This window comes from Pseudomonas sp. Irchel s3h9 (assembly GCF_900187475.1).
Lineage (GTDB): Bacteria > Pseudomonadota > Gammaproteobacteria > Pseudomonadales > Pseudomonadaceae > Aquipseudomonas > Aquipseudomonas neuropathica.
Genome location: NZ_FYDH01000005.1, coordinates 172,641 through 195,898, shown reverse-complemented (window position 1 = coordinate 195,898; position 23,258 = coordinate 172,641). Strand labels below are relative to the sequence as shown.

Here is a 23,258-nt window from a genome sequence, read left to right as displayed (position 1 = left end):
ATAATATCTAGTATGCGAAAATGGCCTACGTACTGAAGGTGAAGGCGAGGTACCGGAACGACAAAACGGGTCGGGAAGTGAGATTGCCTGCACTCGTTACTGAGAGCGGGTTGCTGATTTCTCACCTGAGATACCTGGCGACCAAGCTCCACAAAGGACAGTCTTGGCGAGACAAGGTGACCCAGACGATCAAGCTTTTGATCGAGTACATCAACGCCAACGAGGGGCGGTTCGAACAGAACATAGAGCTCTTTCGAGCATTTGATGAATCGCTGAGAATGGGCACGATTAACCCCACAGACCTGAGCGACCCTTCAGGCCTGTACTGGGATCCCCGTAAGGACGAGGATGCCGATTACCTCAGCACGTGCCTCACTGGATACACCGACTGGCTGACCAAGGCATCGGATCACGAGACCAAGCGAGCGAATCCTTTCCGACTGGCTACGTCGGCGGAGCAGCGATTGAATTGGGCTGCTTACTACCACAAGCAGAGTCGAGTCTTCCTGAATCACCTTGATCGCGGTGAAGAGGCTAAGGAAAAAAACCGTTATGTCCGTGAGATTGTTCGCCGCCAAAAGCGGTTTTACGAAGAGGAGTTCAAGCGGTTTCCTGCGGATAAAATTCTTCCCTTGCTGGACTTCGGATTCATCAGGGCGGATCGTCGCCACGAAACAAATCCTGATAGGGCTGCCGACTTCAAGTCACGGGCTATTACGCTGTTGTTGCATTACGGCGGCATAAGGAAGAGTGAGGCATTGCAGCTCTACCTCACCGACATCTCGATCAATAAAAAGCGATCTGAGGCTGTTGTCCGCGTTTATCACCCTTCTGAAGGTGCTTCTCCGGACAAGGAGTACAGCAATCGAAGAGAGTTTCTGGCGAAAAAGTACTTACTCGTGCCTAGAACGGACTACTTGAAGAGTGAACGTCTGCATCTGGGTTGGAAGTCGCCGGCATTGACCAGGGGGCGGTTCTTCGAGGTGAAGTTTTACCCACCACACAAGGCTACAGAGTTTCTACTCACCTATAAGAAATACTTGGAGTATCAGCGTGTCGAGCCGCAGGGGCAGGATCATCCATACGCATTTACGAACTCCAAGGGCGAGCCCGAGACAATTAAGAATTTTCAGCGACTGCATAAGGCTGCTGTAAATAGAATTGGGCTGAACTGCGAAAAGTATTTGGGTACTACCGAGCATGGTCATCGGCATGCTTATGGATATCGTTTGGCGGAAAATGGATTTACTCAAGTTGAAATCCAGAAAAGCATGCATCAAAGGTCACCTGACTCGTGTCTTGTTTACATTCAGATGACTAATGACGAACTTCGTACAAAAATGGAAAATACTGTCGAAGACTATGGCCACTAATAATTTCTACAAGACCCTTCAAGAAGCCGCCGATGCTGCAGAAGCATTGGGCATAAATACCATTGTTGAGTACAAGGCGCGGTATCGAGAGGATGCGAGACTTCCATCCAGTCTTGAGTTTACTTATCCAAATGAGTGGAAGGGCTCTTCGAGATTTTTTAGCTGGAGGATTCGACGTTATGAGACTTATGACGAAGCTAAAGAAGCAGTGAAAGCGCTTGGCGTTTACACGCAAGCCGAATACCGAATGCACTATCGAAAAGATCCCAGATTGCCAGGGTGGCCTAGTCAAGTCTATAAGGATCGCTGGACAGTATGGGGCGACTTTCTTCCAAAGAACCCGGAACAGCCGTTTTACACTTCATTGAACGAGGCTGCCCGTGCTGCCGTCGCGCTGGGAATCGCCGGCGCCGATGAATACAAAAAACGGTATAAAGAAGATCCGCGTCTTCCCTCGAATCCAAATAGTGTCTACGAGAAGGATTGGATCGGATATGCTGATTTTTTTGATGGCCACGTAGAGCGTTATATGACTTTTGTTCAGGCCAAGGCCGCAGTTCAAAAGCTCAAGATCTATACGATGTCGCAATATAAAAAGGAGTGTAACCAAGACTCCAAATTACCGGCATCGCCTGATAAATATTATGGTGAAGAATGGACTGGTTGGGCTGATTATCTCCCGGCCAACCCTGATCCGAAGTTTTATGCAACGATGGCTGAGGCTGCCGAGGCGGTCAAACAATTGGGTATCACGACCAAGGCTGAATACAATGTCCGGTATCGTGAGGATCCCAAGCTTGCCTCAAACCCAAATGCTATTTATGAGCGCGAGTGGGTTGGGTTCCCGGATTTTTTCGATCGTTTAGTGGATCGCTATAAAACCTATGAGGAGGCCAAGGAGGCAACGAAAACCCTCGGTGCCTATACGATGCAGCAGTATCGGCTACTGTGCAAAATTGACCATAAGCTGCCTGCATATCCTGAAGAGTTTTATGGGAAAAGCTTCAAAGGTGCTCGCGACTTTTTGCCAACTGGCCCGGAATCCAGGTTCTATACGTTCAAAGAAGCAGCTTTTGCGGTTCAGAGGCTTGGTATCAGAACGAGCCTTGAATACAACAAACGCTACCGCGAAGACCCCAAGCTGCCTGCTAATCCGAATACCGTCTACAAGGACGAGTGGCGCGGATTCAAGGATTTTCTCGGTCAGCGGGTCGATTATTACGCGACATATGCAGAAGCCAAGGAGGCGGCTAAGTCTTTGGGTGCCTACACCACGTCACAGTACAAAGAACTTCACTCCAACGATCCGAGGCTGCCATCCCGACCGCAAGATGTCTACCGCAGCGAGTGGACTAGCTGGCCTGACTTTCTGCCGCCCAATCCTGATAAACGCAAGGGTAAGTACGCCACTTTGGCGCAGGCGTCCGAAGCGGTAAAGAAGCTCGGTATCCGAACGCAGCGTGAGTACCTAGAGCGCCATAAACTTGATGACAAACTGCCTTTTTCTCCAGCCCAATATTATGAGGATGAGTGGGCAGGGTGGGGAGACTTTACTGGCTACGTCTATCGTGAAAAACACGAAAGCTATTACGCGACATACGCTGAAGCCAAGGAGGCCGCCAAGAAGCTCGGGGCAGTGAGTGGTAGCGATTATCGCAGCAAGGTAGCCCAGGATGAGAAATTGTCGCCATTCCCCGATAAAACCTATGCCAAGGAATGGAAAGGCTGGAACGATTACCTCGGTACGGTTAGCCACGCGGAGAAATATGCGACCTATGAAGAGGCGCGCGCGGCAGCTCGGGCGCTGAATTTTGGCTCCAACACTAACTACGCCCGCACCTATAAAACCTTGGATCCACGGCTTCCAGGTTCGCCAGCCCAGTTCTATAAGGCGGACTGGAAAGGGTGGGCGGATTATCTAGGTTCGCGCAGGGGAAAAGTCTACTACTCATATGAGGAAGCGAAGCGGCGCGTTGCAGAACTCAATATTTGCTCTGCCAAACAGTATACGGAGGATTACCGTAAGGATCCGATGCTGCCATCTGATCCCTCCAGAACTTATGAAGGATTTTGGGAGGGTTGGAGTAACTTCGTTGTTTCAAAACGAGCCGTTGTCCTTTATGAAACGTTGGCCCAAGCCAAGGAAGCCGTCAGACGCTTGGATATCACCTCTTCGATCGAGTACAAAATTCGGCACCACGAAGATCCTCGTTTGCCCTCAAATCCCAACATCAAATACGCCAGCGAGTGGATCGGATTCCCCGATCTTGTAGGCGACCATGTTCCTAAGTACGCAACAGTGACTGAAGCCAGCAAGGCAGCGCAGCGCCTGGGATTCCGGACGAAGGAGCAGTATCTGGAGGGTTACAAGGAGGATCCGAAGCTGCCTTCATCTCCGCAGGTTATGTATGCGGACAAGTGGGAAGCTTGGGGCTGGGACGCTTATCTCGGCGTGGATAAATATAAGGACATCAGGGAGGCTGGAAAGGCTGCACGAGCCTTGGGCATCACCGGTTCGTCTGAATACCTTCGTGCATTCAAAGACGATCCTCGTCTGCCAGCGGATCCGATCGATTACTACCGCACACAATGGAAGGGTTGGGTTGATTTTCTATTGCCTGAAACCTGCGAGACATTGGCGGACGTAAAGTTCGTCATCAAGGTCGTGAAGATCAAGAACAGTGTCGAGTACCGAGAGGAGTACGGGAATTACTCCTGCCTCCCTGCAAACCCTGATAGGGTTTTCAGCCATGAGTTCGTGGACTGGTACGACCTGTGTGATATTCCCAAGCCATACAGCTACGAAGAGTGCAGTCGCATCGTCACTGAGCATGGTGTGGCAGGGGGAATGGCTTATCGGGCATTTCGTGCGGCGCAAAATGATCTTCGCTTACCTAAGAACCCAGCAATCACATACAAAGACGAATGGATCAACTGGCATCGGTTTGTCGGCAAACAGGAACCGCTGAATACAGGAAACATCCGTGCACCTTACCTTCCGTGGAAGGATGCAATTGACGAGTTCATGAAGAGCTCTCGGGGAGCTGACACCAAGGTCGCGAACCTCTGCCGGTTTGTACGTTACTACATCCAGAAGAATGCATTGGGCACGTCACCCGAAGCATTTCTGACATCACCCAAGATTGATCTGAAGCTTTTTGACGCATTTACTTCGGAGCAGTCTGACAACAACGCGCGCTACATCATCGCGGCGGCCAAGGAATTCTGTGATCACATCCTGCGACGCAAGTTGACGGTTGAGGATGATGAGACCCAGGAAGTCGTATTGGTTCCAAACGCACGCAATCCTTTCGCGGCGGTTCAGTATGAAGGCGGCGTGAGCGGCGGCAACTTGGGTGAAAGCAACAAGCCCGCGTTGGCTTATCACTTTGTACATGCGATGTGCGAGTGGATGATTCCTGACGACGCGGTAACCTATGCAGATCTCGGGCACCTGCAGATTTTTGATGCCGATTGGGTTGAGGTCGACCCATCAATCGTGGATCCCGATGATCCTGATTGTGTGTTCAGAAAAGAGTACGGGAAAACCAAGATGTGGAATCCGGTTTCCTGGATGCATACCTTTGCGCTGGCTTCGGTTCCTGCACGAGGCAAGCAAATTGGGTACAACGATTCAGGTGAGGCGGATCAGGACATTCCCGAAATTGTCGATGGCAAGATCGTGTGGGTGCCCAACACATCTGCATTGGCAGGTATGACCAAAGAACAAGGGTTTATCAAGCGATACCCCGACGATCAAATCGGCATGCATTTCACCTCCAATAAAACCTCTTCAGATGGCCTTGGGTACAACGTTGCCTGGATGCCAGAGAAGCTCGCGATTTGGTTGATCCGCTTGCGTAAATGGCAGTCGAAATACAATCCGATCAGTCGGCCCATGCCTTGGCTTGAGTGTATTCGAACGGATCTGAATGAAACTCAGCGACGGGCGAAGGGGGAAAACTGTTTCTTGTTCCGGGATTTCGGCGGAGAAGAGTGCGCCCATTTTGGCCATCGACTGAAAGATCGCCTGGCGGCTGCGCTGTTTTACAGTCAACCGAAAGGTTTGACCCTGGCCGAGTGCAACGGCAATGTCTCGGCACTTTCTGGTTATCAATCTCGGTACACCGCTCACAGTATGCGGGTTAGTCTCATCAGTGCCTATGTCATGGAGTTTGGGCTTCCGCTTGAAGTCGTCATGAAAATTGCGGGCCACAGCGCCATCGTGATGACAATTTATTACGTCAAGCTCAACGCCGAAGGCATGCGTCAAAAGTTTAGCGAAGGTGAAAAACGGGCACTTTCGAATCAAGCATACGCCACGATGCAAATGATTGAGCAGGATCGATTCGAAGAGGTTCGTGACCAACTGATCTCGAACAATGAGGAAGCCTTACAACGGTTCACGGGCTCCACGGCGGTCGGCAGCATCTTGTTTCGTGACTACGGTTTTTGCCCGTTTGCGGGTTCTCGATGTGAAGATGGCGGGCCACTGATTGGTAAAACGAAGGTTCGTCAACCCGTCACCGCAGGCTATCTGGGAATGCAGAACTGCCTGCAATGTCGCCATTTGGTATCCGGGCCTGTATTTATCGGAGGGCTGCTGGCCATCGCGAATGAGATTTCTCTGCAAGCCTCCATTCAGTTTGAACACATTGCTGAACTTGAGTCGTCAATCATGGAGCTGTCCAAGCAAATCGATGCGTTGGATGTTGAGCAGTACCATGCCAATAAGGCGGGACGAAAATTTGATGTGGGCGAGCGCAAATGGCTTGAAATGAAAATCCGTAAGACGCGTTCCGAGTTGGAGCGGTCGTCGAAAAAAGCAGATCTTTACCTCTGTGATATCCAGGCCGTTTCGCGCTTGATCAATCAGAGTCAAGCGCTGCTCAACGAGCAAGCTTCCAGTAATTCGCAGTCAAATCTTCCGCAACTCATCGTTCACACGGGGCATGAGCTTCATGTGGCGCTGGAGGAAACGTCGAGATTCCATCAGTTGCATGAGGTCTGTGAGAACGCGGAAATCTTTGAATCTGCGTCGGCTGAGCTAGCACTGGCCCCTCGTTCACAGATGATCGACAGGATGATTGCCTTCAACAACATGATGCCCACTATGTACGCACTGAACAAAAAACAGCAACTGGTGATCGGCAATCAAATGACCAACTTCCTGTTGGCTCGGGTCAAGTCTTGGGGCAAGGTGGACAGGCTGATGGAGGGCAAACTGTTGCTGCAAGATCTTGGCGAGCAAGAAGCCATCGCACCGACTGATATCCAGGCCATTTTGGCGGGCCGTCAACCAGCACTTGAATTGAGCGTACTTTAATGGATCCTAAAGCTACCCTGGAACACCTCAAGACGGTCGCTTCAGCGCGAACGCACAAAACCTTGGAGGCCATTTACGAGGTGTGCCAGGAACAGGCTGAGCGGGGCATTTCCGATTTCTCTTTTTCGACAATAGCTCGTTTGGGCGAAAAACGTGGTGTGCCTCAAGCTCAGAGTATTCGCAATGCCGGGGGTGTTCATTACCGCGCCTTGATTGAGTCTTTTGCGGCGGGTGTGCCAGTCAAAAAAAAGACGTCGAATAAACCGGAGTCGGAGGCGTGGATTGATGAGCTTCCAACTGCGCGGCATAGGATGCTGGTTCAGATTCTCAAGTCGGAGTTGGCTGAGGCGCGCCGGTTGGTACGTGAGGTTGTGCCGCCAAACCTGGAAATCTACGTCGATGATAGGAGTGCGCCGAAAGGAAGTTTTAAACTGGACGATATTGAACGTCGTGCTCTGGAGTACATCCTGTCAGAAGATTTCATGAGCCTTTGGCATTTCAAGCGTGGGAAGGTGGGCGACGTCATCGATGAGAACGGGCAGAAAGTTCTTAAGCCCGGAACCATCGATGCAATCGAAAAGTCATTGAAATATCTCTAGTGGAATTCGCATTTGGCAAGAGTGCTCATTGGTAAGTCTCAGTTACGCCTAGGAGCAGAAGGCTAGGACAAGTTTTACGAGCGCAAAATGAGTAGCGGAGGTGATTGTCTCCGCTTATGTTGTCCATCGTCTGGTCGATATTTGAAAGACGTATTCGCGGCTATCCGGCGTGCCCGCTCGCATGATTGGTTCACCTTCCCCTCACCTTCGAATCCCTTAGTGTGCCCACGATCGCGTGTCAATGGAGTGATGAGAAGGCTGACCCAGTAAAAGCAAAGAATCGGTATGTAAGGTTGCATGTGGGGCGCTGGCCCGCATTTTTTCCGTACCAAGACGCAAGGGTCTATGGCTTCGACTTTTTGATGCGAGCCGAGGCTGACCGGATATACGCATGTCTGGCTTGCGCTTCCGGTTTCGGAGATGAAAAAGTCTGTGTCATTTGGAACGCTGCAAGGGATTTCTTCAGTGAGTCGGTGATGGAGGCACGCCTACGAGCAATCTTACTCGCGAATAAATTTGCGCTTAGGCAGATGTATGACGATCTCCTCCTCTCTGACGGCAGTGGAGGCGGTCGAGAAGATTGCCCCAAAGAAGATCACACTGTGATGAAAATTTTGTCTCGACTGATACGAGAATGCTTGGCGGATTTCGACAACCCTTGGGGCGATCGTTCTGGTTTGGGCTGGGCTGATTTGACCGATATGGTGAGGGAGCTTCTCGCCACTCAAGGAAATGAGGTCATCTGGGCGTTAGCCTTGGCTGAAGAATTGGGGCTGTAATACAGACCTTTCAACCGAATGCTCAGGCCAGTTCAAAAAAGGGAAGCAACGGCTTACCGCGCGCATTCAGTTCCCCTCAGACCCCTCCATCACGATTCGCCAGCTAGACAGGGAGAAATAACAGTGGATGTTCGTCAGGTTGAGTATGCGAGAACCAAAGCATTCTACAAACTTTTGGTGGATAGACTTGGGGCTAACGTCTGGGCCAAGAGAAGGGCCGCTTATGTGGAGCGTATCCGAGCGAAAGAGTCGAAGATTGATCTGAGCATGCCGATCGAGCCCCAGCTTTTTGTGCCGGCAGAGGACGATATTGACTGGTACATCTTGGTGGCTGAGTTGGCCTACGACTTCCCCTACAGCGACTGTGCCTACAGCAGCGATCGAATCTATCCGTATGCCAAGACCATCGGTGCTTTTTCAGAACTGCTCCTGAAAATCCCCAATGTGGAAGGGGTTCTGGACAAAATGTTGTCCAATAAAACGAAGCCAGAGACGCAGGTTTTTGAGCTGCTGACTGCCTCGTTCTATCTGAAAAATGGTTATGAGGTTTCCTTCATTCCAGAGAACAGTCTCATCTGGTCGGACGGGAAAACGAAAAAGTCACCGGATCTGCTTGTCAAAGTCGATGACGTGGAGATCTACGTTGAGTGCAAGCGAGCGGACAAGCAGACTCAATATTCGCAGATTGAAGAAGAGACTTGGGTCAGCATTTGGAGTCAGTTGAGCCAGCATATGCTTGAGGTTGCACCGTGGAGCATCGTCGATCTGACCTTCCACGATCAGGTTTCTGATGCAACTGCGGATGATGTGATCAAGGTGGTGAATCGCGCTATCGAAATTGGGTCAGGCAGAGTTCGGGAGGGCTCGATCAGTGCGCAGATTCGCGGGATTGATAGGGCGCACCTCGAACGCCATTACCGCAGCAACTCTGTCAGGGCCAACAGCCCTCAGCATGAGTTGCTGGTATTCGGTGATATCGATAGCAATGAGAAACGCAGCATCGCGACTTTAGCTGCGAACATCGTTCGGCCAGGTGACTCGAACACAATTCTCAATATTTTTGTTCAGGGCGTTGCCAACTGTGTGGCGGCCCAATGGCGATGTGACCACGCGATCTCGCTGGAGCGACGCTCACGTCATTTTAAGGGGCTTGCCAACAGTGGGATCACCCAGATACCTCCTGATAAACCTGGAGTCGTCCATATCTGGTACGAGACGGTTGAAGGGGTCGATATCGAGGAAATGCGCCGGGTTAAAAACATCGACAGTCTTTCAAAATTTGACGCTTCCGGGACATTGGTGATGGGCATCCTGGTTCACGGCGTGAATTATTACCCGTTCGAGAACCGCTATGAATGTGCGGAGACGCTGCAGTACTTCGCTCGCATGCCTCAGTTGATGGAACTCTACCGCCACTCCTTGATGCTGTCCGCAGACGACACCGAGGAGTTTGAAGACGTCACCCATTGGGAGCAGGACAAGGCTGCGAAATCTAACCAATGAATTCGGATTCGGCAGGTGGAGGCGTGCTTGGGGACGACTCTCTTTGAGACTCGATCATCTCAATGGCCCATTTAGAGCGATGGGACTGCGCGATCAGGTAGGTTGACATTTTCAATAAACTGCATAAAAATCTAGTTGACAGATTTTTCGATATGCATAGTTTTTGAGGATCTACCTGATGCTTGAGACTCAACACCCCAGCTATTTCGAACCCCGACTGCAACCAGAGTACTTGGACAAGTTTTGTCAGGAGGTTTCTTCTGTCGCCTACGGTGCGCTGGAAGACTCAACCACCCAATACGACACCGCTTACACGCGCGGTACGCTGCTGTTCGGTCGGCTGCAGGGGCTTTCCCAGGTCTTGGGTAAAGACAAGTCGTTGCCTTGGCTGGAGTTGAGAAATGCGACGTTGGACTTCACGGTCAGCGTGAACGGTGTTCTGTTTCAGGTGGTCACGGACAATCCTCAAGACATCAGGAAAACCCACCGCATCAAGGCCAATCCGCTGGAGCAACACCAGCTGAGTTTGTTTGAAGTGTCTCCAGAGGTTTGCACCTGGCGGGTGTACCTGTCTAGCAACCAGGATCCTGAGTTCCCGAAAATCGAAACGGCGATTGTCGGTTTTGACGTCAATCAGAACGTCGTCTGCCTTTGGAAGCATGAGCAGAGATCAGGTGTTTCTGTTCGAGCCATGGAGCAGCATCCTCAGGTCGATGTAACTGAAGCTCAACCGCATCGTAAAAAGAAAGACGCAGATACAGACACTGCAAATGATGTTGGCCCGATAGATGGATGAAAGAACGCAACAGCTCGCATTTGGCGAGGAGTTCTCTCCCGAGAAGCTCCGGTTAGCCAGGTGCGCCGCAGGCCTTTCGCTTGCGGAATTGGGTGAACTGCTTGGCGTTAGCCGGCAGTACGCGCACAAGCTCGAAATCAACACTGTTCCTAATAGGGCACAGATAGAGGTGCTCAGTAAGGCATTGGGCGTTACCGAGGGTTTTTTATCGAGCCCTCGGCGCGGCTCTGTAGAGCTTGAGCAATGTCATTTCCGAAGCCTTCGCTCATCGACACAAACTGTGAAGAAGAGCATCGCCTCGCAAGTTGAGTTGTTTGAACTGTTCCTCGATGGACTTGAAAAGGAAATCGACTTTCCTGCGGTGAAGTTCTCGACTTTTGACGAGGCGCTCGTGAACCACGACTCGATGGAGATCGCCGCTGAGCGGTTTCGGCGTGAGCAGTCGATTGGTATTGGCCCTATCGCGAACATGACCCGCTTGGTGGAGAATGTAGGCGTTTTGGTTGTGAGCCTCGCTGATGCTGATGACCGAGTCGATGCATTCTCCTTGTACAACAAGCGACCTCTGATCGTGCGCAACATCGCGAAGGAGAACCCCTGCCGTCAACGCTTCGACATTGCTCATGAGTTGGGCCACCTGGTCATGCATCAGGGCATTGAAACGGGATGTCGCACTACTGAAGATCAAGCCAACCAATTTGCGAGCGCCTTGTTGATGCCTCGTGCGAGCTTTGCAGGAGAGTTTCCTCCGATGCGAGGGCAGTACCTCAACTGGTCAGCACTCAGGGAACTCAAGCTTCGTTGGAAGGTGAGTTTCAAAGCCCTCATCTATAGAGCTCAGACGTTGAATTTGATCACTCAAGATCAGGCTCGAACAGGCTTCACCTACCTCAATCGAAATGGGTTCACTCGGCGAGAAGAATTAGATGAGCAGATCGAGATGGAATGTCCGAGCCTTGTTCAGAAGGCGATTGAGCTGCTAGATCATGCCACGTGGCGGGGAATTCTGAAGGAGTCCGGTCTGACAGATGCGCTCGTCACTGACCGCTTCATGCTCAAGGTACCCATCGCTCCGTTGTCTGTTGTGAAGCAAGAAGCCTGATCAAGCTGACGACCTTATCAGGCAACGAAACCGAAGCATTCGCTCAAACGGTTTAAATGTTTGTCGCTTTAGGGAGAGTGTTGGTCGATGCGTCGGGGCGCACTGATTGATCGGTTGCTTCAGTTTTGCAGGCACCAGCCGATAGCACGGTGAGATGTGGAAACCTTACGATATTCTAGCTAAGGTGAGATAACGTAAGCTCTGAACGCTAGCTTTCTGCAGTGGTCTCAAGGGAGGATGAGGATACTCATGTGCTTCTGAGGGAGCAGTGGTGTTAACTCAAGCGCAGAGTCTGTATACTGATTGACCAACCCAACGCTCGAATGCCTGCTTAACTGTCCTTGGCTTCGATGAGCCGCAAGCGCTACCTCACCAATTGTGCTTAGCTTTGCTCACATGCTAATTTGATTTATCCATGCCGTTTCTTGAGAGAAGCCATGAGTCTGAATGCACTGATTGAGCTAACCAATCGCCGAAAGTATGAGGATTCCGAGGCACGCGCCATGCGGGTGCAGGAAAGCCTTGCGCGTTTGCGCCAGTACGACGCAGAGATTGAGAAGCGTATCGCTTCCCAAGCTGTGAGCCAGGCCCTGCTCGCTAAGACTTGCAGCCTCTAATCATTTTCGAAGGAAAAAGCAGCCGATGGCTGCTTTTTTTATGCCTATGACTCCTTACCTCGTTTCTGAATTCGCGAAGCCCACGATTACCAATCTCGTCAGGGAATGCTTTGGGTATGACTTTCCGGACATCTTCAGCAAGGATCAGGTCGACTACCTCTTTACCTATCTGACCTGCCTGAAGGCCAAGACCGTGCTTCTGGAGTTTAACTACGTTGATAAGGATTACCTGGAAGACTTCTCACGCTATTACGTAAAGCGATTTGGTAACGACGGCCACAAATGCGCGCGGCTCCATTTTTTCTCCTCGTCCGTTGATCACAGGACGATTACATCGATCCTGGAGCGTGGCAATGATGCGAAGAAAGCTACCGTAAAGCTGAACAAAAGCTATCTCGGTTTCATGGTGATTAAGCCGCTACCTCGGACATTTATCGGGAAAACCTGCTTAAAGGTCATGCCTGATGCTCGCACGAAGCGCAAGCTCAAGCGGCGACTCGCCCGTGAGTACAATGTCGATCTGTTCGGAATCTCGCTTCAGGTAAATTCGATTGCTTTTCAGGAGCAGGACAAAGTTGTGGCGGCCTGCGCGACAACTGCCATTTGGGCATCCTTGCACGCGCTCAAAATGCGCAGTACCCGCAGCATCCATTCATGTAGTGAGATCACGATCAACGCCCTCAACCATGTTGAAGACTCATCCAACAGCTTTCCTAGCTTGCAGTTAAGCAACAAGCAGATCCTAAGGTCGTTGGATGTAGAGGGAGTGCGTTACCACGCTAAAAGTATGGAAGCACCGGATGAGCGGTATTTCATGCAGTCCGTGATTGCGCACATTGACAGCTCGCTCCCAATGATTCTAACGGGCGAAGTTTTTACCCACGTTCCCTCCATTCCAACCAAGCCTTCAAATACGGATGCGACTTCAGGTTCCAATAGCGCTCCGTGTGAGCTAGCGTCGCAGGATTTGGCTGACAGCAGCGGAGGACAGACTGCTAAGCCTGTTTTCCGAGCACGTGGCGGGCACGCCATTTGTGTCGTGGGCTATAAGGTTGACCGGGGTGAAGACGTTTTGTACGTCCATGATGATCGGTTGGGGCCTTACGCAAGGGCCAAGCTGATAGGTATCGGCGGATACAACTTAGTCGAAGGCGAGGCTCCACGAGATATCAAGTGGGCACTTGGCTTGCAACGGATGAACGAGGCAGGTCGTTGGGACGAGCCGCACGAGCTCATTACTCCTGATTTTTCGGTGGTTCCTTGTGACCGAAAAGCCCGTCTGCCTTTTATTTATGTTTTCGAAACGTGCAACGTCATCATAGACGATCTCAAGAGTATGGCCTTGGCGAGCGGCGAATCGCTGGCTCGGTTGGAATACCAAATAGAACTTCGTGAAATCTCTGATATCCGTAGCGAAGTACTGAAGCATGAGCCTACTGTTAAAACGCTAAATGGCGATGAGCTGCGTAAGGCAAGCAGTGAAGAAGTCGAGGCTTGGCAAGCGGAAAAAGTCAAGTTCCTGACAACGAGCTACGCTCGACTCCAGTGGGTAGTCTCATTTAACTGGTTGGGTACGCCACTGTTCAAGGTGCTCATTGACGCCAGTGAAATTCCTCAAGGAGACGCGGTTTCAGCGATCCTTGCCTACGATATTTGTTTAGGCAATGTGCTGTTAGATCTGATTCGTGAAAGTGCCGCTCATCCAGATCAAGTAGAAGTGAATTCTGGTCATTTTTATCAGTCTTTCCTTCGACGGTTGAAAACTGCCCCGCCAAGCCGAATGACACACTTGGATCAGACGTATGGCTCGCCACGTGCTCCCAAAAATCTTCGTGAGAGTGAGTTTGAGGGCGGCAACATCGTTCTGAACAAGACGCTTGAGACGCTGTATGAACCCAATGGAAAAGGTCTGCTGGAGATGTTCCAGGGCTTTGCAGGGCGAAATGTTGACAACTTAATTTGGGCGGTATCCTTAGAAGGCGATTTGCTGATTGCTGAGGAGTACGACGGCCGTGGCCATCCAAGCATCACAGGTTTCAAACCGGCTCGAATAGCCGGTGAGATCAGGCACTCCACGAATGGCGATACGTTACTCATTAACGTGGAGTCCGGGCGCTACAGCCGCGATTACAACAACCGGAGTGAGTTGCTGGAGAATGCAAAAACAAGATTCGAACGCTATTTTCCAGAGCAAGCGTTTGAGATTCAAGTTGTAGAAAGACGCTGAATGGTTTCGCCGCTACGCGAATTCTGTCTTGTTGTGGCCGCAGTACACTCACGCCAAGCGCCGCTAGTTGAATGAAAATGTACTTGCTGTTCGTCGCTGAAGGACGTCTAGCGATGGGTTTTCTGGAAAACCGATTAGCCGTTTAGCCAACCGAAAAGCGTTGTAGCCCAGGACAGGTTCCGTGTCACAGATGCGATTGCATCATCACCGATTTTCTGGAACTCACCACGGTGTCAAGTAGCCGTCATAGATCACCACTGTCTAATCAAGCGAGCGGTTGACTGGCAATGAGCCACCGCCGTAGGCTAAGGCTCAGGTTTTTACGACCAGGGAAGGCCATGATTGAGTTTGCATGCAAACACTGCCAACAAAGCATTCGCTTGAGCAACAACAAGGCCGGTATCTCTGGAAAATGCCCTCATTGCACAGAGCCGGTGACTGTTCCCCTCGCGAGTGACTTGCCGCTGCATGACGATGTTTTCGTCGAATTTGAGCCAACACAGCCCATCGTTTTACGCCCTAGCGAGGGAAGTGGAAGTGCAGATTTAGGGTCACGATCCGTTACGCTCGCCAGAAGCGCTATCGCATGGTTTTTTGGACTGCTTTTTCTGGGGCTGTTCCTGTTGAGCGTTTGGCGGTATCCACTAGTGTCGCTGCCGGCACTGGCCGGTGCGTCATTGCTCATCCCACCTTTATATGAACGAGTTCGGTCTCTACTTGGATTAAATTTAGGTATTCAGTCGAAGATCATCGGCTCGGGCGTGCTGTTCATCTGCTACATGATGATGTTCAACTCTGCCACGTCCGATGAAAAGGCCGAGCGCAGCAAGCTTGCGCAACAACAGGTCGAGCAGCAGCGTCAGGCCGAGCGTACCCAGACCGCTCAGTACCTCAAGTCGAACAAAGCTGCGATCCAAGCCGAGGCGAACGCTCTTATTGATCAGGGCAAGATTGCCGACGCGCTGAACGTTGTTCGCAAGTATCAAGGTCTTGGAGACGCCGACATTGATGCAATCGCACTGAAGGTGGAGCTAAAAAATAAGGCTATGGCTGTTGAGGCCAAAAAGACCAAACTCGTCGAGAGCCTCGCCACTATCAAAGATGACAATGTCTCTGCGCGGGCCAGAATTTACGAGCAACTGGTCACTTTGACTCCTGACAATGCCGCGTACAAAAAACAGCTGGCGGAGCTCAATATTAAAATCACCAACGCTGCCGCGAATAAGAAATTACAGGATGAGGCTGCCGCACTCAAAGCCTACCAACAACAAATGGGGCTGGTTTGGCGCTACGGTACCCACAACGATGATATGACTCAAAAAGAGGTACTGACTGCGCAGGTCGATTCGACCAACACGTTGTCCTTCGGTTTTCCATATGCAGGCGCACAACGGGCTACGCTCGAATTACGAAAACATCCTCGGTGGGGATCGGACGTTATCCTTCAGATTGAGCGGGGGCAGTTTCTGTGCAGCAGCTACGACGGTTGCAGCGTGAGCGTTCGATTTGGCGATGGCAAGCCTCAACGTTTTTCTGCCAGTGAGCCGAGTGACAACAGCACAACGTACCTCTTCATTTCCGACTACAGCAAGTTTATGAGTCAGCTTCGCAAAGTCGATGAAGTGGTCATTGAGGCGAGCTTTTATCAGGCGGGTAATCAGGCGTTGAAGTTCTCTACAGCAGACTTGAACTGGAAGTAATGTCGCGAATTTATTCATGAGTCTAGGTCGGCTGGTGGTGGAGGAGACGACAGGAAAACCGGCTCTTCAGCATAGAGTCAAGTCGGTTAGAGAGTGGAAGCAACTGCCACGAAAGCCAAGATCAATCGGTCACGGACGAGTTTCTTAGATTAACCGGCAATCGACGTTTGTAACGCCATATGGTGGTGTTATTGAGCTAACCTCATCCGGACTAACACGCTTAGTTTGGGCTAGTCGGACTCTGACGAGATCTACACACGCAGGGATGGCATAAAAGGACTTCTATGCGGCTGATCAATTTCCATACCGAGCATCCTGCTACTCAGGATGTGTTCCCCGGCGGTAGCCACGACAAGGTGGCGAGCGCAATACATGGTCTTTTGCTGAGCGGCGGGCCTTCCAAGGTCGTTGGCCTGGACGGTGAGTTTGGCTCTGGCAAGAGCTCGATTTTGTATATGTTGAAGTCAAAGCTGACGGCTGCCGATTCTGACTTCAGGGTATGGGTTTTCGATTGTGAGCAGAATTATCAGGGATCGACCAAGAGCAACTTCATCGAGCTCTTCACCGACGAGGTACTCAAGGAAGTACCTCATGTCAGCAAGGCTGCAGAGGCCCTCAAAGCCTCCCGCGATCGAGCCCTCGGGCGCTTGTTCGAGTACAACAAACGAACAACGAGCCGCGTCAGTGCTTGGGCGTTGGCGCTTGTCGCTAGTCTGTTTTTCGCCGCCACCTCATTCCGGGAGCTTTTCGCACTTTCGCGTAGCTCTCATGCCGCATTCACAGGTACATCGCCCGAAGCCGCCGCGCTCATCAACACGTTGCAAGATCCCTTTTGGTGGCTTATCGCGGTGCACCTTGTTTCGTTTTTCAGCCCTGTGCTGATCCTTGGCGCTGCCAAATTCTGCCATAGGAAGGTGCAGGTCGGTGCCCAGAAGTGGAGCCTTCTGAGCCTTTTCAAAGGCTCCAGCGACGACCATATTGAGGAGAAGATTGAAGTGGGCAAGGAGGTTACGCCTCTTGATCTCAAAAAGACGCTTCTCGAACAGCTGAAGGTTGTTGAAGACAAGCGTTACGTCATCATCTTGGACAACCTTGATCGCTTGCCAAAGGAAAGCCTTAGGTCAGTTTGGAGCGACCTAGAGATCTTTATTGAGGCTGCTTCCAAAGCTGCGAATCTGACCGTGATCGTTCCATTCTGCTCAAACAAAGTGGCGGAATACCTGAAGGCAGACGGAGATCGACGTTACGATGCCAGGGACTTCATAGCGAAAAAATTCCCGGTGGTATTCCGTTCGCCGCCGGTAATTACCTCAGGCTGGAAAGATGGATATCGTCAGCTGTGGAAACACACCTTTCCGGATGTCGGCGGAAACGTCATTGAGCAGAGCGCACAGCTACTGCAGCGTCACAGCCCCATGGCCAATAGCCTAGTTACGCCACGGCTGCAAAAAAAATTCATCAACGACATAGCCACGACAGCCTTGGTGGTGGGAGAGGAGATCAGCCTTCTTGCTATCGCCAGCCATATTCTGCTCTGCAAGTATGCTGAGCTCTCGTTGGTGGAGATCCTCCGCACTGATGGGTTCTCGGCGGCCTATGAAAAAGAGATTGGGGACGAGCAAGGTGGGCTGGTCAAAGACACCAAAGCCATTCTGAGCGCCACCCTAGGCGATTCCATGGAGGCTGGGTGGCAGATCCAGTTCCTGCAGATTCATTACCTCACCGCAGGTGATATCGCGATCGCCGAACTTTTGGACACGCCATTAGCAGAGGCCTTCGCCAACGAGGATTACGAGGCGCTGGGTGGTCTTACTTCACTGTTCGGTTTCTCCGACGCCATGAAGCGTCTGGTTGCCCAGCGCCCTCTGTTGGCGTCTCTGCTGCCAACCATTTCCAAAGCCCATCAAGTGCAGGAAGACGAATGGATCGAGCCGCTCTTGGAACTGATCAATACCGCGCAGCTGAAATTGTTCGGCGAGTCCCAGACAGGCTCCGAAGAGTTCTATGACGCCGTATCTTATTGCAAAGGTCATGGGTTGGATGGGCAGCTATTGACTGGTCATGGCGGTCAGCTGAAAACCAACCTGATGAAAATTCTGAATTCGCCTTTTGATCAAGAGCAGTTGCAGCCGGCTTGGGATCTCCTGCAGGAGTACGACAAATATCTTCAGGCTCAAGGTTTTGAGTTTGAAGAGATCGTTGTGAAACGGTCTGAGTATGTGATGCACCTACTAGCTGATGTTGCCCATTTGAAAGTGATAAAAGCCAATGGCTTCACCTTCGCGAACGTGGGTCTGCCAGATGCTCACCTGCAATTGGTCAGTTGCACTGATCATCCAATCAGCGGGGTGACTTTGCCGACCGAGTGCGTCGTACCTGCGCTCGAATGGTTGTACGCGGAGCGGAATCTTGGAGGCGGTATCACTGGTGGTATTACGGCAGCGGATGTGGCCGTCTTGGCGAAATTCACTGGCGCTGCCGGCGAAGTGGAGAGCGCGGTACTGGGCTTGGCATTAGCCACGGATGTCGATCAAGTCATCGCTACTGCGATTACGACGTTGCTTGCAAACAGCGCCAATCCGTTGGTCAAGGCGGTGGCGGCAACTACGTACATTCGCCAAGCTGACGCCGATTCACTAGCCAAACTGGACGATTTGGATGGTGTCTTGGAGTCCTCTGTTTTCCGAGCGCTTGCAAATGCTACGGTTACCACAGCTGCTCTTTTCCAATTATTGCCGGATGAAAAGGTTGGAGAGGCGATCAGTGGATTCTTGGCTTATCTAATCCAAGGGGAACATATTGGGCCACTGCAATGTAGTTGGGTAGCATCTAACTTCGGCCTGTTGACGAAATCGATTGAGCCTTTTGGAGTGTCTGAGCTTGATTTGGCAACTTGGCTGACAGGATGGGACGCTCCTATCGAGAAGTGCTGTCAAGATATTCTCAAAGTTGACGTAAATTTGATCAATGTCGTCATGAAGTCAGATAAGAGTGTGCTGCCCAAAACTCGGGAGAGTGTGCTCAAGCAGCTCACGAGTGATGAGCGGACTCGTGATGAATGGGTTCAGATCATCTCGGCAGGGGCGAAACAGCACCAGGCAATCACGAGTTCGATAGTGCAGAATGGAATCTCCATACCCACGATTACGGCAGTTAGCGATGCTTTGATCGATGTGCTTACTTCTCTCGCTAACGGTACCCTCACCTCGCCATGGGGAGCGGCCCAATACGCCCTGATGGATTCGTTGCTTAAGTTGCTTGATGCGCAGCAGCGCGATGTTATCGGGATTCGCTTGAGGTCAATGCTCTTTTCTGAATCCGTAGAGCCTGACAATTTCGCTATCCCGCTCTCGAAGTACGGTCACCTGATTCCGGACATTCAGCCCTCTAATCCGCAAGAGGTGCAACGGATCGTACTGTTCTTGGCGTACCTTAGCCGGAAGCCTGAAAGCCTTCCAGCTTTGGCCAAATTCTTCGATGCGAAGGCCGAGCAGATTGCAGCATTCAAATACTCAAGTGAACTCCGGAGTACGATGGGCGAAGCCGTTGCCAAGCTTTCTGAGATCACCCCAGCCCTGTACAAAAAGTTTGCACAGACCAAGGGTTTCAAGCGCATGATCCAGTCGCTCAAAAAGGCCGCACGTGATCCGGAACCTGAGCAAGATACGTGATCGCTGCTCCTGGCGTGCTGTAGGGATACTGCGCTTGCCGAAGTGTTTGGTCTTCAGCGAGTACGATGTCCATCGGGACGACCGGCCGGGTTTGGGAGGGCCTCCGAGATTTTCAGCCTTTGACTTACTAGTCCTGTAGCGCGGCTTGTTCGGCAGCTTTCGCGTAATCCTCGGCTGCCTTGGTCAGTCGCTCATAGTTAAATTCGTGTATCAGTCCCCCATCTAGTAGGGCAAGCAGGTAGCCGTCGATCAAACTCTTGTGCTGATGGACGTGCGCCTTCGTTGTGGTGGAGTCGAAAGCCGCAAGAAGCTTCGGCCAGCGATCTTGATGTTGGATGGTTAAGCCTGAATCTGAGTCAATTGTCATTAAGAATGCCCTCTGTCTTGGGTGATCCTAAAGGATTGAGCTTCGCCTCACTAGCCAGCGTCCGTGAAAAGTGGGAAGTGTTGTCTCGGCGCCGTTTCGAAGCATGACAACTGGACTGCATCAGTCGATCGCCGGTAGGTCGGCTCGGCGTGAGCAGGATTATGAGCTTCGGGTTTGAGCCCAATGCAAAATGGCGATCATGGCCGATCGTGGCAGCGCCACTCAGGTGGTCGACTTGAAGAGGCGCAAAGCCATTCCCAGACTGAACGGCTTACGAGTCCACCTGATTCTTGGGGGGAGTGAGTTTCAACATGGAGCTGCGCTGGAAGGTGGAGCCTTTTACGTATGCTCAGGATCAGGGCTCGTATCAAGAAGCTCCTAAGCGTGTTCACTTCAAATTTTGGACTTCCCGTCCTGATCCGTCATTTTCCAAAGGTCATGAACCGTGGACTTTGGAAGCCCCAGCTTCTCCATCGTCGCTTTTTGAGTAAGGCCTTCTCGCTTGCACTCCTGGACGGCGGCCATCTTGCGTAGCTGTTCACTGGCGCGTGATTTGAGTACGCCGCTTTCCATGCTCTCGGCCAATTTCTTCGTGCCGCCCATACTCTCAAATTCAGCGAGTTCTTTCTGAACCCGCTGAAGGACGTCGGATGGCGAGACGTTATCGCGTGTTGCTACGCACAGGGCAAGCAACGTAACGGGATCAAATTGGAGCGCCTTCGAAAGCTTTTCGAACTTGTTGAGCGTTGGAGATGATCTTGCATTTTCGATTTGCCAGAAGTGTTTGCGATCGCTGACATCTCCCAGATCCTGCTGAGATAAGCCCCGTACCGCCCGAGCAGTCCGTAGTACGGCCGCAAACCCTTTGCTTAAGGACATCAGAGTCTCTCGAAAAACGAGGATGTAGCCATGTTGCTCAGTCCGGTGCGACGGTATATAGTCCTCCTGCCGGATTTTTCGGTAGGTCTACCAGGCTGTAGAAACAGAGCAACAGCATCTGCGACTACTTCGCTGGCACGCATGTCCATACGCTGATACTGACCTTGTCAATTTAGCTGTAAATCGAGATCAGGCCATTGCTTAAACTTCTCGTGCTGTCAGACCTGCACAACGAGTTCGCGTCCTATCAGCCCCTATCCAATGGCTATGACCTGGTGATTTTGGCTGGTGACATCGACTTGAAAGGACGGGGAGTGGAGTGGGCGAATGAGACGTTTGATTGCCCTGTGATTTACGTGTGTGGAAATCATGAGTTTTATAGAGGACACATAGATCACACCCTCCACAAGATGAGGGACGCCGCTTTACCGCATGTTCACGTCCTAGAAAACGAGACATTTATTTGGAATCAAACGCGGTTTCTTTGCGCCACTGGCTGGACTGATTATTCGTCTACCGGAAACGTAGCAGTGGCGACCCAAACAGCATGGGATTGGATGAATGATTTTTGTGTCATTCGCACTGGAGAAAACCATCGCCCGCTGCGCCCGTCCGACCTCATCAGCCGGAATCACGCATCGTTTGCTTGGCTATCCAAGGAGCTCGGTGAGCCATTTGATGGCAAAACTGTGGTCGTGACGCATCACGCACCCATACCCGAAGTCATGGGTGATAAACACGAAGGACATTTGAGTGCTGCCTACTCAAACCGTTGGTACGCGCTTCTGGATAAAGCGGATCTATGGATTTTTGGGCATACACACCGCGCAGTCGATATCGCGATGGGTAGCTGTCGTGTGGTCTCGAACCCTAGAGGTTATCCAGGTGAGCGGACGGGCTTTAATCACGGCTTTGTAATTGATCTTCAGTGAGAAGCTCACTCCACTGGAGAGTTATGGGGTTTTGGCGCAGCTCTGTGTTGATCTTGAAGAGGGCTGGGAGATGTATGGAGTAGACAACGAAACACGATCGCCAGCTGGCAGTTCAAGCGAGCTACTTTATGACTGAGCGACAGCTCCCATCGTCTCTTCCGGCAGAGGTCGCGGCGGCTATGGAAAAGGATTTTGGTGTGAGCATCACGGCGTTCCTTTTCGCAGCCGTCGACAGTCCACCCGTCATCATGGGAACAATTTATGGCGATACCACGGGCCGTTTCCGAGAGGGTGCGAGTATGCGAACTTCTCGCATAACGGGCGTCACCTTCATTGACGGTTATGCATTATTCCAAACCGTGGCAGGTAGCAGATATGTGATCGTCAGTTGGGCGTTTGGCGGCGGCAATCTCTATATGAATCGCATCTATCACTGAGCGAACTGCGGGTACGGATACGCGGATCGAAAAGACTCTCGGGCTCTCCAGATGGCAACGGGTATAGGGAAGAAAATCCCTGTCTGGTACTCATGGGAAGAGCAGGTTAAAGCGAAATTATGAATACAAGCGTTACGGATATAGACCTGCTAGGCGATCTACTTTTTGGGCCTGCGCAGCCTCTTAGTGGATCAAATCTGAGCAACGATGAATTGATCGAACTAGCCGCTGAGAGCTTCACAGAAAAGCCATTTTGCATCGTCAGACAATGGATGATTTTGGATGTGATGCTCCCAGAGTTTCAGGAGCGAGAAATCAAAGCTCAGGGGTTTGAGGCAACGCGTTTGTACGCCCAATCATCTGAGTTCGACAGCGAAAACACTTACCTGCCTGGCGACAACATTCTCAGTGATTTCCAATGTGAATTTGATGGCTTCATTTTTGAAAGCAAACACAGGATCTTCATCTTGGCCGGCCGAGGCGCGCGCAAGCATGTGAGCTTGCCCGCTGTTGAGGCAATAGCCGCTGCCATAAAGCGAGTAGAGAAAACCTATGGTTGAAAATCTGTTGCCGATCTTGCGCGATCGCTATCCGGAGTTTTTCTCCCACGCACCACTGCGCGAGATCGGATGTATGCCAGGCTGGCTGGATTTGCTAGATGAACTGTGTGGCGCGCTGACAACCTACCTGAAAGCTCACCCCGAGGTGCCTCAAGTGCGGGCGCGTCAGGTGAAGGAAAAGTTCGGGGGATTGCGGTTTTATTACTCGGGTGGTGATGCGACGTGCCGTGAGTTGATCGCTCGTGCAGAAGAAAGGTCGTTGGCTATCTGCGAGGTCTGTGGCGGGGCTGGGAAGTTAGGAGGGGAGGACTGGCTCCGCGTACGGTGCCTTGATCACGTCAATTGGTTACCGCCAGGCGACTGCGCATGAATTCTCGGAAAGCTCCTTGT

General features: G+C 51.5%; 17 protein-coding genes. 15 read left to right on the top strand and 2 right to left on the bottom strand.

What is annotated here, in order from left to right:
* Nucleotides 1-20: 20 nt before the first annotated feature.
* The 11 genes from gmtY to CKW26_RS10395 all read left to right on the top strand — a co-directional run bounded on the left by gmtY (nt 21) and on the right by CKW26_RS10395 (nt 19,693).
* Nucleotides 21-1,373 carry a gamma-mobile-trio recombinase GmtY gene (gmtY, locus tag CKW26_RS10445; protein ID WP_095048523.1) on the top strand — a complete coding sequence of 451 codons (1,353 nt, stop codon included), beginning with the start codon at nt 21-23 and terminating at the stop codon, nt 1,371-1,373.
* The gene (locus CKW26_RS10440) at nt 1,321-6,699 is read left to right on the top strand and encodes a VPA1269 family protein (protein WP_095048522.1); all 5,379 of its coding nucleotides are present in this window, start codon (nt 1,321-1,323) and stop codon (nt 6,697-6,699) included. Before gmtY ends, CKW26_RS10440 begins: the two co-directional genes overlap by 53 nt.
* A complete protein-coding gene (gene gmtX, locus CKW26_RS10435; RefSeq protein ID WP_218251745.1) occupies nt 6,699-7,298 on the top strand; it encodes a gamma-mobile-trio protein GmtX in 600 nt (199 codons plus the stop codon). Before CKW26_RS10440 ends, gmtX begins: the two co-directional genes overlap by 1 nt.
* A 299-nt stretch (nt 7,299-7,597) precedes the next feature.
* Nucleotides 7,598-8,077, top strand: a complete 480-nt coding sequence (locus CKW26_RS10430) for a hypothetical protein (RefSeq protein ID WP_095048521.1) — start codon at nt 7,598-7,600, stop codon at nt 8,075-8,077.
* A 123-nt stretch (nt 8,078-8,200) separates the two neighbouring features.
* Nucleotides 8,201-9,580, top strand: coding sequence for a hypothetical protein (locus CKW26_RS10425; protein WP_095048520.1), 1,380 nt, complete (start codon nt 8,201-8,203; stop codon nt 9,578-9,580).
* Nucleotides 9,581-9,758: 178 nt separating this feature from the next.
* Complete coding sequence (locus CKW26_RS10420) at nt 9,759-10,376, top strand: hypothetical protein (RefSeq protein WP_095048519.1); 618 nt, start codon at nt 9,759-9,761, stop codon at nt 10,374-10,376.
* A complete protein-coding gene (locus CKW26_RS10415; protein ID WP_095048518.1) occupies nt 10,369-11,478 on the top strand; it encodes an XRE family transcriptional regulator in 1,110 nt (369 codons plus the stop codon). Before CKW26_RS10420 ends, CKW26_RS10415 begins: the two co-directional genes overlap by 8 nt.
* Nucleotides 11,479-11,915: 437 nt before the next feature.
* The gene (locus tag CKW26_RS10410) at nt 11,916-12,095 is read left to right on the top strand and encodes a hypothetical protein (RefSeq protein ID WP_095048517.1); all 180 of its coding nucleotides are present in this window, start codon (nt 11,916-11,918) and stop codon (nt 12,093-12,095) included.
* Nucleotides 12,096-12,120: 25 nt separating this feature from the next.
* Nucleotides 12,121-14,322 (top strand): hypothetical protein, encoded by a 2,202-nt coding sequence (locus tag CKW26_RS10405; RefSeq protein ID WP_095048516.1) that lies wholly within the window; start codon nt 12,121-12,123, stop codon nt 14,320-14,322.
* Between the two features lie 338 nt (nt 14,323-14,660).
* Nucleotides 14,661-16,022, top strand: a complete 1,362-nt coding sequence (locus CKW26_RS10400) for a hypothetical protein (RefSeq protein ID WP_095048515.1) — start codon at nt 14,661-14,663, stop codon at nt 16,020-16,022.
* A 284-nt stretch (nt 16,023-16,306) separates the two neighbouring features.
* Complete coding sequence (locus CKW26_RS10395) at nt 16,307-19,693, top strand: P-loop NTPase fold protein (RefSeq protein ID WP_095048514.1); 3,387 nt, start codon at nt 16,307-16,309, stop codon at nt 19,691-19,693.
* Nucleotides 19,694-19,820: 127 nt separating this feature from the next.
* On the opposite strand, the gene CKW26_RS10390 is transcribed toward CKW26_RS10395, so the two are convergent.
* Nucleotides 19,821-20,060 (bottom strand): hypothetical protein, encoded by a 240-nt coding sequence (locus CKW26_RS10390; RefSeq protein WP_095048513.1) that lies wholly within the window; start codon nt 20,058-20,060, stop codon nt 19,821-19,823.
* Between the two features lie 393 nt (nt 20,061-20,453).
* The gene (locus tag CKW26_RS10385) at nt 20,454-20,939 is read right to left on the bottom strand and encodes a helix-turn-helix domain-containing protein (protein ID WP_095048512.1); all 486 of its coding nucleotides are present in this window, start codon (nt 20,937-20,939) and stop codon (nt 20,454-20,456) included.
* Between the two features lie 197 nt (nt 20,940-21,136).
* Between CKW26_RS10385 and CKW26_RS10380 the strand changes: the two genes are divergently transcribed.
* From CKW26_RS10380 to CKW26_RS10365, 4 genes are all read left to right on the top strand, one after another.
* Nucleotides 21,137-21,871: a metallophosphoesterase gene (locus CKW26_RS10380; RefSeq protein ID WP_095048511.1), complete on the top strand. Its 735-nt coding sequence runs from the start codon at nt 21,137-21,139 to the stop codon at nt 21,869-21,871.
* Between the two features lie 128 nt (nt 21,872-21,999).
* Nucleotides 22,000-22,308 (top strand): hypothetical protein, encoded by a 309-nt coding sequence (locus CKW26_RS10375; RefSeq protein WP_095048510.1) that lies wholly within the window; start codon nt 22,000-22,002, stop codon nt 22,306-22,308.
* A gap of 119 nt (nt 22,309-22,427) precedes the next feature.
* A complete protein-coding gene (locus tag CKW26_RS10370) occupies nt 22,428-22,868 on the top strand; it encodes a hypothetical protein (protein ID WP_095048509.1) in 441 nt (146 codons plus the stop codon).
* On the top strand, nt 22,861-23,238 hold the full coding sequence (locus CKW26_RS10365; protein ID WP_095048508.1) for a hypothetical protein: 378 nt from the start codon (nt 22,861-22,863) through the stop codon (nt 23,236-23,238). Before CKW26_RS10370 ends, CKW26_RS10365 begins: the two co-directional genes overlap by 8 nt.
* Nucleotides 23,239-23,258 lie beyond the last annotated feature (20 nt).

Bases quoted from the DNA above. Each gene is read 5' to 3' on its own strand.
- gmtY (WP_095048523.1), top strand. From the start codon at position 21: ATGGCCTACGTACTGAAGGTGAAGGCGAGGTACCGGAACGACAAAACG.
- CKW26_RS10440 (WP_095048522.1), top strand. From the start codon at position 1,321: ATGACGAACTTCGTACAAAAATGGAAAATACTGTCGAAGACTATGGCC.
- gmtX (WP_218251745.1), top strand. From the start codon at position 6,699: ATGGATCCTAAAGCTACCCTGGAACACCTCAAGACGGTCGCTTCAGCG.
- CKW26_RS10420 (WP_095048519.1), top strand. From the start codon at position 9,759: ATGCTTGAGACTCAACACCCCAGCTATTTCGAACCCCGACTGCAACCA.
- CKW26_RS10415 (WP_095048518.1), top strand. From the start codon at position 10,369: ATGGATGAAAGAACGCAACAGCTCGCATTTGGCGAGGAGTTCTCTCCC.
- CKW26_RS10410 (WP_095048517.1), top strand. From the start codon at position 11,916: ATGAGTCTGAATGCACTGATTGAGCTAACCAATCGCCGAAAGTATGAG.
- CKW26_RS10405 (WP_095048516.1), top strand. From the start codon at position 12,121: ATGGCTGCTTTTTTTATGCCTATGACTCCTTACCTCGTTTCTGAATTC.
- CKW26_RS10400 (WP_095048515.1), top strand. From the start codon at position 14,661: ATGATTGAGTTTGCATGCAAACACTGCCAACAAAGCATTCGCTTGAGC.
- CKW26_RS10395 (WP_095048514.1), top strand. From the start codon at position 16,307: ATGCGGCTGATCAATTTCCATACCGAGCATCCTGCTACTCAGGATGTG.
- CKW26_RS10390 (WP_095048513.1), bottom strand. From the start codon at position 20,060: ATGACAATTGACTCAGATTCAGGCTTAACCATCCAACATCAAGATCGC.
- CKW26_RS10385 (WP_095048512.1), bottom strand. From the start codon at position 20,939: ATGTCCTTAAGCAAAGGGTTTGCGGCCGTACTACGGACTGCTCGGGCG.
- CKW26_RS10375 (WP_095048510.1), top strand. From the start codon at position 22,000: ATGACTGAGCGACAGCTCCCATCGTCTCTTCCGGCAGAGGTCGCGGCG.
- CKW26_RS10370 (WP_095048509.1), top strand. From the start codon at position 22,428: ATGAATACAAGCGTTACGGATATAGACCTGCTAGGCGATCTACTTTTT.
- CKW26_RS10365 (WP_095048508.1), top strand. From the start codon at position 22,861: ATGGTTGAAAATCTGTTGCCGATCTTGCGCGATCGCTATCCGGAGTTT.